At 66.6% G+C, this 11675-nt stretch carries 8 protein-coding genes; 4 read left to right on the forward strand and 4 right to left on the reverse strand.

Annotation, left to right across the window (positions count from 1 at the left end; genetic code table 11):
• Window positions 1-139 precede the first annotated feature (139 nt).
• The gene (locus HV783_RS25980; protein WP_175190148.1) at window positions 140-2197 is read left to right on the forward strand and encodes an OPT family oligopeptide transporter; all 2058 of its coding nucleotides are present in this window, start codon (window positions 140-142) and stop codon (window positions 2195-2197) included.
• 59 nt (window positions 2198-2256) lie between these two features.
• Here HV783_RS25980 and HV783_RS25985 read toward each other — a convergent pair whose 3' ends face one another.
• The 4 genes from HV783_RS25985 to HV783_RS26000 form a co-directional block, all read right to left on the reverse strand.
• On the reverse strand, window positions 2257-3489 hold the full coding sequence (locus HV783_RS25985; RefSeq protein WP_175167605.1) for a M20 family metallopeptidase: 1233 nt from the start codon (window positions 3487-3489) through the stop codon (window positions 2257-2259).
• A 3-nt stretch (window positions 3490-3492) separates the two neighbouring features.
• On the reverse strand, window positions 3493-5193 hold the full coding sequence (locus HV783_RS25990; RefSeq protein ID WP_175190149.1) for a hydantoinase/carbamoylase family amidase: 1701 nt from the start codon (window positions 5191-5193) through the stop codon (window positions 3493-3495).
• 11 nt (window positions 5194-5204) lie between these two features.
• The gene (gene puuE / locus HV783_RS25995) at window positions 5205-6149 is read right to left on the reverse strand and encodes an allantoinase PuuE (protein WP_116793163.1); all 945 of its coding nucleotides are present in this window, start codon (window positions 6147-6149) and stop codon (window positions 5205-5207) included.
• Window positions 6150-6374: 225 nt separating this feature from the next.
• Entirely contained in the window at window positions 6375-7391 is a 1017-nt protein-coding gene (locus HV783_RS26000) for a 1-aminocyclopropane-1-carboxylate deaminase (RefSeq protein WP_020924636.1), read from the reverse strand.
• A 192-nt stretch (window positions 7392-7583) separates the two neighbouring features.
• Here HV783_RS26000 and HV783_RS26005 point away from each other — a divergent pair, with 192 nt between their 5' ends.
• From HV783_RS26005 to HV783_RS26015, 3 genes are all read left to right on the forward strand, one after another.
• The gene (locus HV783_RS26005) at window positions 7584-8054 is read left to right on the forward strand and encodes an Lrp/AsnC family transcriptional regulator (protein WP_049072267.1); all 471 of its coding nucleotides are present in this window, start codon (window positions 7584-7586) and stop codon (window positions 8052-8054) included.
• A gap of 329 nt (window positions 8055-8383) precedes the next feature.
• Window positions 8384-11251, forward strand: a complete 2868-nt coding sequence (locus HV783_RS26010) for a 2-oxoglutarate dehydrogenase E1 component (protein ID WP_175190150.1) — start codon at window positions 8384-8386, stop codon at window positions 11249-11251.
• Window positions 11252-11354: 103 nt separating this feature from the next.
• A partial coding sequence (locus HV783_RS26015) for a biotin/lipoyl-containing protein (RefSeq protein WP_302477824.1) occupies window positions 11355-11675 on the forward strand: 321 nt, incomplete at its 3' end.

Raw genomic sequence — 11675 nt, forward strand, 5'->3', positions numbered from 1 at the left:
CCTGCTGGACGCCAAGGCGCTAGAATTCGCGCTTCACAAAAAACAAACCGGCAACCAGACAGGGCGGCAACGCCCTGATAGCCGGGGCCGTCCCGCCCCAGCGGCGGGCTCGTGTCCCGGCCAGTAAAGGGAGACTTCAATGACTCAACCTACCAGCGTCCCGGCAGAGGTCACGCTACCGGAACTGACATTCCGCGGCGTGCTGCTGGGCGCAGTCATCACCATTATCTTCACCGCCTCCAACGTGTTCCTGGGGCTCAAGGTCGGCCTGACCTTCTCGTCGGCGATCCCGGCGGCGGTCATTTCCATGTCGGTGTTGCGCCTGTTTAAGGACGCCAACATCCTCGAGAACAACATGGTGCAGACGCAGGCCTCGGCGGCCGGCACGCTGTCGGCCATCATCTTCATCCTGCCCGCGCTGGTCATGATGGGCCACTGGCAGGGCTTTCCGTTCTGGCAGACCCTGGGCATCTGCGCGGCCGGCGGCATGTTGGGCGTGATGTTCACGATTCCGCTGCGCCACGTGATGGTGGTGCAGAGCGACCTGCCGTACCCGGAGGGCGTGGCGGCCGCCGAGATCCTGCGGGTGGGCAGCGCCGAGCGCGCCCAGGACGCGGCCGAGGATTCCGCTCGGGCGCCGGCCAGGCCGGCGGCCACCGGCATGGGCGACATCGTCAGCGGCGGCGTGGTGGCGGCGGCAGTCAGCTTCGCGGCCAGCGGCCTGCGGGTGTTGGGCGACGGCGTCAGCGGCTGGTTTTCGCTGGGCGGCGCGGTGTTCCGGCTGCCGATGGGTTTTTCGCTGGCGCTGCTGGGCGCGGGTTACCTGATCGGCATCGTGGCGGGCCTGGCCATGCTGACGGGGCTGGTGATCTCGTGGGGCATCGCGGTGCCGATCCTGACTTCGATGGCCCAGATTCCCGCGGACATGTCGCTGGCGAAATTCGCCACCGGGCTGTGGTCGTCGCAGGTGCGGTTCATTGGAGCAGGCGTCATCGGCGTGGGCGCCATCTGGACGCTGGCGACGCTTTTCATGCCGATGGCGCGTGGCGTCAAGGCCTCGTTCTCGGCGTTGACGCGCACCGGCGCGGCGCGCGCGGGCAAGGCGCCGCGCACCGAGCGCGACCTGTCGGCGGGCTGGATCTCGGTCGTCACACTGGTGCTGGTGGCGGTGCTGGTGATCACGTTCCAGGTGTTCCTGGCGGACGCGCCGCTGACGGCCGCCGCGGTCTGGAAACTGGTGGCCTACGCCGTGCTGTTTGCTTTCGTCTTCGGTTTCCTGGTGGCGGCGGCCTGCGGCTACATGGCGGGTCTGGTGGGCACCTCGACCAGCCCGATCTCGGGCGTGGGCATCGTTGCCATCGTGCTGGTGTCGCTGTTGCTGCTGGCGCTGGGCGGCGACCTGCTGGCGGTGCAGAACGGCGTGCAGATGACCATCGCGCTGGCGATCTTCAGCACGTCGGCGGTGGTGGCGGTGGCCTCGATCTCCAATGACAATCTGCAGGATCTGAAGACCGGCTGGCTGGTCGGCGCGACCCCGTGGCGCCAGCAGGTTGCGCTATTGATCGGTTGCGTCCTTGGCGCGGCGGTGATCTCGCCGGTGCTGGACCTGCTGTACAACGCCTACGGCTTCGCCGATGCGATGCCGCGCGCAGGCATGGACCCGTCCCAGGCGTTGTCGGCGCCGCAGGCCACGCTGATGCTGGCGATCGCGCGCGGCATCTTCACGCATCAACTGAACTGGACCATGATCCTGATCGGCATGGCGGTGGGCGTGGGCCTGATCGTGGTGGACGAGATCCTCAAGCGCACCTGCAAGGTCGCCCGCATCCCGGTGCTGGCGGTGGGCATCGGCATCTACCTGCCGCCGACGGTGGCGGCGCCGATCGTGGTCGGCGCGCTGCTGGCCTGGCTGCTGGAGCGCGCGCTGCGCCGCCGCGCCGCGGCCGCCGGCAAGGACTATGAATCGTTCGCCGACGCCGCCAACCGGCGCGGCGTGCTGATCGCCTCGGGCCTGATCGTGGGCGAGAGCCTGGTGGGCGTGGTGATGGCCGCCATCATCGGCGCCGCCGGCACCGATGCGCCGCTGGCGATCGCGGGCGAGGAATTCGCGCGCACCGCCTCGTTCCTGGGGCTGGCGGTGTTCGCGCTGGTGGGGGTGCTGTTCTGGCGCCGCGTGACGCGGCTGGCGCGGCCATAGGCCAGGCGTTGCGCCAGGCACGGATCGAAAGGGCATGACGCGTGCGTCATGCCCTTTTTTCATGCCGGCCGCAGCAGGTCGGCCAGGGTTCGGGCGATGACCTTGGTGGCCCGCCGCAGGTCTTCCAGCACCACGCGTTCGTCGTTGCGCTTGGCGTGCGACTCCAGCACGGTGCGCGGGCCGGCGCCGTAGATCACGCCGGGAATGCCGGCCTCGGCGTACAGGCGCACGTCGGTGTAGAGCGGCGTGCCCATGGCGGGGATCGGCTCGCCGAACAGGTCCTGGCCATGCTTGCGGATGGCGTCGACCAGCGGCTGGTTGCCGGGCAGCGGCCGCATGGCGTTGGCCAGCAGCAGGCGCTTGATCTCGACGCGCAGGCCGGGCGTGGCGGCCGCGCCTTCTTCGATGATGCGGCGGATGTCGGCCTCGACCTCGGCCGCGTTCTCTTCCGGGATCATGCGGCGATCCAGCTTGAACACCACCTTGCCGGGCACCACGTTGGTGTTGGTGCCGCCTTCGATGCGGCCGATGTTCAGATAGGGGTGGCTGATGCCCTCGACCCGCGAAGTGATCTCGCGATAGCGCGCGTTCTGCGCGTACAGCGCGTTCATGATCGAGACCGCGCCCTGCAGCGCATCCACGCCGGTGGCGGGAATGGCGGCGTGCGCCATCTTGCCGTGCACCGTGACCTCCATTTGCAGGCAGCCATTGTGGGCCGTCACGACTTCATAGCTGAAGCCGGCCGCGATCAGCAGGTCGGGTTTCGTCAGGCCCTGGCGCAGCAGCCAGCCGGGACCGAGCAGGCCGCCGAATTCCTCGTCGTAGGTGAAGTGCAGTTCGACCGCGCCATGGCTCGGGCGCGCCACCGCTTCCAGCGCGCGCAGCGCGAAGGTGAAGCTGGCGAAATCGCTCTTGCTGACCGCGGCGGCGCGCCCGTAGAGGCAGCCGTCCTCGATCTCGGCGCCATACGGATCGTGCTCCCAGCCGTCGCCCGGCGGCACCACGTCGCCGTGGGCGTTGAGGGCGATGCGCCGGCCGCCGGCGCCGTATTCGCGGCGCACGATCAGGTTGGTGATGGACTCCATGCCGTAGGCGCGCACTTCGTCGGCGGGCACGGGATGGGACTCGGCCGGCAGGCCGAAACCTTGCAGCAGTTCGGCGGTGCGGACGGCGTGCGGGGCGTTGTTGCCCGGCGGCGTGTCGGTCGGCACGCGCACCAGTTCCTGCAGGAAGCGCACTTCTTCATCGAAGTGGGCGTCCACCCAGGCGTCGAGTCGGGCGTAATCGGTCATGGTTCAGCTCGTTGCTTCGTTGGCGAGATCGTCGAGCAGCCGCTGCATTGCCTGCGCGGCCAGCTGCATGTCGTGGTTGGTGGTGGATTCGAGCGGGTTGTGGCTGATGCCGGCGTTCTGGCCGCGCACGAACAGCATGGCCTGCGGCATGATCTCGTGCAGCTTCATGGCGTCGTGGCCGGCGCCGCTGGGCATGCAATGGACCGGCACGCCGAGCGCTTGCACCGCGCGTTCCCAGCGCTGCTGCCAGGCCGGCGCGCTGGGGGCGGCGGCGGCGCGCATGGTTTCCTCGAGCGTGTAGCGCAGGCCGCGGCGCTGGCAGATCGCCTCCAGTTCGGCCAGCACGTCCTTGGCCAGCGCATCGCGCTGCGGATCGCTGGGCGCGCGCAGGTCGAGGCTGAAGCGGCATTCGCCGGGCACCACGTTGATCGAGCCATTGGGCACTTCCAGCATGCCGACGGTGCCGACCGAATCGCCGTCGCGCGCGGCGCGGCCCTCGACGAACACGATCAGCTCGGCCGCGGCCACGGCGGCGTCGCGGCGCCGGTCCATCGGGGTGGTGCCAGCGTGGCAGGCGGTGCCGTGGATCCGCACGCGGTAGCGCACGCAGCCGTTGATCGACGTGACCACGCCGAGCGGCAGGCCGATTTCGTTCAGCACGGGGCCCTGTTCGATATGCACTTCGACAAAGCCCAGGTAGCGGGCCGGGTCGCGCTTGAGCTTGGGAATGTCGTCCACGCACAGCCCCGCGTGCGCCATGGCGTCGCGCATGCTGATGCCGTCAGCGTCCCGCTGTTCGAGCCAGCGCGGCTGGAAGTCGCCGATCAGCGCGCCGGAACCGAGGAAGGTGGCCGGATAGCGCTGGCCTTCCTCTTCGGAAAAAGCGACGACTTCGATCGCGTAGGGCAGGCGCCGACCCTGGCGGTGCAGCGCGCGCACGCAGGCCATCGGCACGAAGATGCCGAGGCGACCGTCGTATTTGCCGGCGTTGCGCACCGTGTCGTAATGGCTGCCGCTCATCAGGATGGGCGCGTCGGCGCGGTTGGCGTGATAGCGGCCGACCACGTTGCCGACCGCGTCAATGCCGACTTCGTCGAAGCCGCAATCGCGCATCCAATGCGAGATGCGCTGGGCGCAGGCGCGGTGCGCGTCGGTCAGGTAGGTGACGGTGAGCTGGCCGTTCTCGGCGTAGCCCGGATCGCTGTGCGCGCTGAGCTTTTCCTGCCAGTCCCAGATGTCGTTGCCCAGGTCCGGTTCGACGCCGAAACGGTCGTAAAGCCGCACTTCGGCGTCACGGTGCAATTGGCGCAGGGCCTCGCGGCGTTCGTCGTCCGGCGCGTTGTGGCGGCGGCGTTCGAGCGCCTGGCGCCATTGCCCGTCTTGCGGGCCGGCGCCGCGCGGGCCGTATTGGGACAGGATGAAGGGAAAGCCGAAACGCGCGGCATAGTCGGCGGCCAGCGCGGCGGCGTCCGCCGCCGCGTCGAGCATGGCGACGGGCTGAGCGCGCAGCAGCGCCAATTGCGCGGCGGCGTCAGTGTCGTCCACCGCGCGCTGCAGGGCCAACTGCAACTGCGTCACGCTGTGCACCGGGCGCGCCCGCACCGCCTGTTCGGCGGCCCAGGGCGCGTGGGGATACAGGTCGGCCAGCATGGCGGCGGCGTCTTGCGGCGCGGCGTCGTTGAATCGGGCGAGGGTAGGGGCCATGGTTGCGCGGTTCAGGCAGCGGGTTGATAGGGGTGGCGCGCCTGCCAGTGCCGGGCGATGTCCAGGCGGCGGCAGACCCACACGCGGTCATGGCGCGCGATGTGATCCAGGAAGCGTTGCAGGGCGACGATGCGGCCGGGCCGGCCCAGCAGGCGGCAATGCATGCCGATACTGAGCATCCTGGGCGCCTCGTCGCCTTCCGCGTAGAGCGCGTCGAAGCTGTCTTTCAGGTACTGGAAGAACGGATCGGCGTGCGAATAGCCCTGCGGCAGCGCGAAGCGCATGTCGTTGCAGTCCAGCGTGTAGGGCACGATCAGTTGCGGCGCCACGCTGCCGTCGCTCTTTTGCACGCGCATCCAGAACGGCAGGTCGTCGCCGTAGTAGTCGCTGTCGTATTCGAAGCCGCCGTAGTCCGCCACCAGGCGGCGCGTGCGCGGGCTGTCGCGGCCGGTGTACCAGCCCAGCGGGCGGGCGCCGGTCAGTTGCGTGATGGCCTCCATGCCCAGGCGCATGTGCTCGCGTTCGGTGGCTTCGTCCACGTTCTGGTAGTGCACCCAGCGCCAGCCGTGACAGGCGATCTCGTGGTCCAGCTCGACCAGCGCCGCGGCCAGCTCGGGGTGGCGCTGCAGCGCCATGCCGACGGCGAACACCGTCAGCGGCAGGCCGCGCTTTTCGAATTCACGCAGGATGCGCCAGACGCCCACGCGCGAGCCGTACTCGTAGATGCCTTCCATGCTCAGGTGGCGTTCCGGGTAGCTGGCCGGGTTGAACATCTCGGACAGGAATTGTTCGGATCCCGCGTCGCCATGCAAGACGCAGTTTTCGCCGCCTTCCTCGTAATTGAGCACGAACTGCACCGCGATGCGGGCGTTGCCGGGCCATTGCGCATGCGGCGGGTTGCGGCCGTAGCCGATCAGGTCACGCGGGTAGGGCTGGGTTGAGTCGTAGGTGCTCATGACAAGGCGGGCGTGGACATCGTGTTCGACACGATAAGGTAAACCGCATTGTTTGTATACAATTTATGTACATCATTAGTGATGACCCTAATACGTCAGGCAAGTCCGATCGCCATGAAGCGAACCACCCGCCGGCGTGCGCCGCCGGCGGGTGGTTCCTGGGTATCGGCAAGAGCGGTTCAGCGCAGGTCGCCGCAGGGCCACCCGCTGGCGCCATAGCCGCCGTCAGCCGTTGCGGTAGAGAAAGCTGTAGGCGTTGATCGCCGGCACCCCCCCAAGATGCGCATACAGCACCCGGGAACCGGCGGGGATTTCCCCGCGCCGCACGATGTCCATCATGCCCTGCATCGATTTGCCCTCGTAGACCGGGTCGGTCATCATCCCTTCGAGCCGCGCGCACAGGCGGATCGCCTCGTTGGTCTCGGCCGATGGCAGCCCATAGGCCGGGTAGGCATAGCGCGTATCCAGCACCACGTCGCCGTCCGTGATGGGGCGCTCCAGGCCCACCATGTCGGCGGTGCGGCGCGCGATGCGCAGGATCTGCGCGCGGGTCTGGTCCGGCGTGGCCGAGGCGTCGATGCCGATGACGCGGTCGGCGCGGCCGTCGGCGGCAAAGCCCACCACCATGCCGGCCTGCGTGCTGCCAGTGACGGCGCAGACCACGATGTAGTCGAACTTGAAGCCCAGCTCGGCCTCCTGCCGCCGCACTTCCTCGGCGAAGCCGACATAGCCCAGCCCGCCCAGCTCATGGTCGGAGGCGCCGGCCGGAATCGCGTACGGCTTGCCGCCGCGCTTGCGCACGTCCTCCAGCGCCTCTTCCCAACTGCGGCGGAAACCGATGTCGAAGCCCTGGTCCACCAGGCGCACGTCGGCGCCCATCAGCCGGCTCATCATGATGTTGCCGACCCGGTCATAGACCGCATCCGAGTAGTCCACCCAGTTTTCCTGCACCAGCACGCAGGCCAGGCCGAGCTTGGCGGCCACGGCCGCCACCATGCGGGTGTGGTTGGACTGGATGCCGCCGATGGTGACGAGCGTGTCGCAACCCTGTTCCAGCGCCTGGGGAATCAGGTATTCCAGCTTGCGAAGCTTGTTGCCGCCGAACGCCAGGCCGCTGTTGCAGTCCTCGCGCTTGGCGTAGATCTCGACCTTGCCGCCGAGGTGGGCGGACAGGCGCTCGAGCTTTTCGATGGGGGTGTCGCCGAAGGTCAGGCGGTGGCGGGGAAAGCGTTGCAGATCCATGCGGGCTCCTGGGGGAAGGGGGATCCGGGCGGGCCGCCGCGGATGGAAAAATCATAGGAATCCGCCAGATTGTTGGTCAATTGCGTATTTTCTTGATTTCTTCCTTTTAAATTTTTAGGAAATTCAATTTTTGGATCTAATATTTATGAATAAAAACTAAAAGCCAAATTAAATTTTATAGGGACGCATTAAATGGCCGCCATCGCCGGGCTGGATCGCATCGACCGCCAGATCCTGCGCCTGCTGCAGCAGGACGCCCAGATCACCAACCTTGATCTGAGCGCGCGCGTGCACCTCAGTCCCGCCGCCTGCCTGCGGCGGGTGGAAAAGCTCAAGGCCGAGGGCATCATCAGAAAGACGGTGGCGCTGCTCGAACCGGCCGAGGTCGAGATGGCCACGCTGGTGATCGTCGGCGTGGTGCTGGATCGCTCCACGCCGGAGTCCTTCACCGACTTCGAGCAGGCCGCGCGCGGCATCAGCGGCTGCCTCGAGTGCCATCTGGTGGCGGGCGAGTTCGACTACTTCCTGATGCTGCGCATCCGCGATCTGGAGCGCTTCAACAAGCTGCACGCGGGCGAGATCATCAAGCTGCCCGGCGTGCGCCAGATCCGCACTTTTTTCGTGCTGAAAGAGATCCTGTCGACCACCGAACTGCCGCTCTGACGAGGCAATTGCGCAACACCTCGCGCACGGATCGAAAAAAATGCCGCAATGCGGCATTTTTCGTTCGCGGAATTTGCGGGCGCGTAGACGGCGTAATTGCAGGGGTTGCATGGACATTCCAACGCCGCATGAAACCATTCCTGACGCGCTTTTGCGTCACGCAATCGCAAAAAGACGCCCGTAAACTCAAAGGGTTATACTTTCATGCATACGGCTTTCAAGGCTTGTACGCGCCTTCTGCCCCTGCTATCCGCTAAACGGGAAGCCCGTGTCGCGGAAGGTTTTCCTGCATCGTAATCGAGTGAAGCACTCGTAAAGGTGAAGCGATTATGTCTTCGGAAATAGAATCCCTATCCACGTCTTACTTGTTTGGGGGAAACGCCCCCTACGTTGAGGAGCTTTACGAAGCCTACCTCGACAACCCCGGTTCGGTACCTGACAACTGGCGCGAATACTTCGACCAGCTGCAGCACGCTCCCGCCACCGACGGCCAGGAATCCACCCGCGACCAGGCCCACGCTCCCATCGTCGAATCGTTCGCCCAGCGCGCCAAGGCCAATGCCTTCGTGCAACGCGCCGCCGAACCCGACCTGAGCGTCGCCTCCAAGCAAGTCTCGGTGCAATCGCTGATCGCCGCCTACCGCTCGCTCGGTTCGCGCTGGGCCGACCTGGATCCGCTCAAGCGCCAGGAACGTCCGCCGATCCCCGAACTCGATCCGGCCTTCTACGGCCTGACCGAAGCCGACCTGGACCAGACCTACTCGGCCACCAACACCTACTTCACGACCGCCAGCACCATGACGCTGCGCGACATCCTGAAGGCGCTGCGCGACACCTACTGCCGCAGCATCGGTGCCGAATTCACGCACATCTCCGACCCCGCCGCCAAGCGCTGGATCCAGGAACGCCTGGAAACCACGCTGGGTGCGCCGACCTACACGGCCGAAGAAAAGCGCCACATCCTGCAGCAACTGACCGAGTCCGAAGGCCTCGAGCGTTTCCTGCACACTAAGTACGTCGGCCAGAAGCGCTTCTCGCTGGAAGGCGGCGAAAGCTTCATCGCCTCGATGGACGAAGTGGTGAACCACGCCGGTGAAAACGGCGTCCAGGAAATCGTGGTCGGCATGGCCCACCGCGGCCGCCTGAACCTGCTCGTGAACATCATGGGCAAGATGCCCGGCGACCTGTTCGCCGAGTTCGAAGGCAAGCACGCCGAAGGCCTGACCGACGGCGACGTGAAGTACCACAACGGCTTCTCGAGCGACCTGTCGACCCGTGGCGGTCCGGTGCACCTGTCGCTGGCGTTCAACCCGTCCCACCTGGAAATCGTCAACCCCGTGGTCGAAGGCAGCGCGCGCGCTCGCCAGGAACGCCGCGGCGACGCCGAAGGCAAGCAAGTGCTGCCGGTGCTGGTGCACGGCGACGCGGCCTTCGCCGGCCAGGGCGTGGTGATGGAAACCCTGAACCTGGCCCAGACCCGCGGCTACGGCACGGGCGGCACGCTGCACATCGTCATCAACAACCAGATCGGCTTCACCACGTCGGATCCGCGCGACTCGCGTTCCACGCTGTATTGCACCGACGTCGTCAAGATGATCGAAGCGCCGGTGTTCCACGTCAACGGCGACGATCCCGAAGCCGTCGTGTTCGTGACCAAGCTGGCCCTGGACTACCGCCTGCAGTTCCGCCACGACGTCGTGGTCGACATCGTCTGCTTCCGCAAGCTGGGCCACAACGAGCAGGACACCCCGTCGCTGACGCAGCCGCTGATGTACAAGCGCATCGGCCATCACCCCGGCACGCGCAAGCTGTACGCCGACAAGCTGACCACGCAGGGCGTGCTGTCCGAGGGCGAAGCCGACCAACTGGTCAAGGACTACCGCCAACTGATGGAAGACGGCCAGCGCACCATCGAACCGGTGCTGACCGACTACAAGAGCAAGTACGCGATCGACTGGTCGCCGTTCCTGGGCGCCAAGTGGACCGACCAGGCCGACACCGCCGTGCCGCTGGCCGAGCTCAAGCGCATCGGCGAGCGCATCACCACCGTGCCGGAAGGCTTCACGGTGCACCCGCTGGTCGCCAAGCTGCTGAACGACCGCCGCACCATGGCCAAGGGCGAAATGAACCTGGACTGGGGCATGGGCGAACACCTCGCCTTCGCCACGCTGGTGTCCTCGGGCTACGCCATCCGCATCACCGGCCAGGACTCGGGCCGTGGCACGTTCACGCACCGCCATGCCGTGCTGCACGACCAGAACCGCGAGCGCTGGAACGACGGCACCTACATTCCGCTGCAGAACGTCTCGGAAGGCCAGGCCCCGTTCACCGTGATCGATTCGGTGCTGTCCGAAGAGGCCGTGCTGGGCTTCGAATACGGCTACTCGAGCGCCGAACCCAACACGCTGACCATCTGGGAAGGCCAGTTCGGTGACTTCGTCAACGGTGCCCAGGTCGTGATCGACCAGTTCATCAGCTCCGGCGAAGCCAAGTGGGGCCGCCAGTCGGGCCTGACCCTGATGCTGCCGCACGGCTACGAAGGCCAGGGCCCCGAGCACTCGTCGGGCCGCATCGAGCGCTTCCTGCAGCTTTGCGCCGACAACAACATGCAAGTGATCCAGCCGACCTCGGCCTCGCAGATCTTCCATGTGCTGCGCCGCCAGATGATCCGTCCGTTCCGCAAGCCCCTGGTGCTGTTCACGCCCAAGTCGCTGCTGCGCAACAAGGACGCCGGCTCGCCCCTGACCGAACTGGCCGGCGGCAGCTTCCGCCCGGTGATCGGCGAGGTCGACGAGGCCATCGACGCCGCCAAGGTCAAGCGCGTGCTGGCTTGCTCGGGCAAGGTCTACTACGATCTGGTCAATGCCCGCCGTGAACGTAGCGCCGACAACGTCGCCATCGTCCGCGTCGAGCAGTTGTACCCGTTCGCGCACAAGTCGTTCGAAGCCGAACTGCGCAAGTACCCGAAGGCCACCGAAGTGATCTGGGTCCAGGACGAGCCGCAGAACCAGGGCCCGTGGTTCTACGTTCAGCATCACGTGTACGAGAACATGGTCGAAGGCCAGAAGCTGGGCTACGCCGGTCGCGCCGCGTCGGCTTCGCCGGCCGTGGGCTACCTGGCCAAGCACCAGGAGCAGCAGAAGGCGCTGATCGAAGCGGCTTTCGCGCCCAAGTTCAAGGCCATGCTGACCAAGTAACCCAACCCGATGCACGCGCGGCGTGCGGCAAGTTGCAGAAATCCAATTTCGAACTTTGCCCGCGCCGCGCGGTCCAGAACACACACTCTACGGAATAAACAAAATGGCTATCACCGACGTCGTCGTCCCCCAACTCTCCGAATCCGTTTCCGAAGCGACCCTGCTGACCTGGAAGAAGCAGCCCGGCGCTGCCGTCGAAGCGGACGAAATCCTGATCGAAGTCGAGACCGACAAGGTCGTGCTGGAAGTGCCGGCCCCCGCCTCGGGCGTGCTGGCTGAAATCGTCAAGGGCGATGGCAGCACCGTGACCTCGGGCGAAGTCCTGGCCCGTATCGACACCGCCGGCAAGGCCGCCGCCACCCCGGCCACCGCCCCCGCCGCCGAAGCGCCCAAGGCCGCCGCGCAAGCCGCCGCCGCCCCGGCC

This window comes from Achromobacter dolens (assembly GCF_902859745.1).
Classification (GTDB): Bacteria; Pseudomonadota; Gammaproteobacteria; order Burkholderiales; family Burkholderiaceae_B; genus Achromobacter; species Achromobacter dolens.

Coding starts and splice junctions, on each gene's coding strand:
- HV783_RS25980 (WP_175190148.1), top strand. CDS start 140: ATGACTCAACCTACCAGCGTCCCGGCAGAGGTCACGCTACCGGAACTG.
- HV783_RS25985 (WP_175167605.1), bottom strand. CDS start 3,489: ATGACCGATTACGCCCGACTCGACGCCTGGGTGGACGCCCACTTCGAT.
- HV783_RS25990 (WP_175190149.1), bottom strand. CDS start 5,193: ATGGCCCCTACCCTCGCCCGATTCAACGACGCCGCGCCGCAAGACGCC.
- puuE (WP_116793163.1), bottom strand. CDS start 6,149: ATGAGCACCTACGACTCAACCCAGCCCTACCCGCGTGACCTGATCGGC.
- HV783_RS26000 (WP_020924636.1), bottom strand. CDS start 7,391: ATGGATCTGCAACGCTTTCCCCGCCACCGCCTGACCTTCGGCGACACC.
- HV783_RS26005 (WP_049072267.1), top strand. CDS start 7,584: ATGGCCGCCATCGCCGGGCTGGATCGCATCGACCGCCAGATCCTGCGC.
- HV783_RS26010 (WP_175190150.1), top strand. CDS start 8,384: ATGTCTTCGGAAATAGAATCCCTATCCACGTCTTACTTGTTTGGGGGA.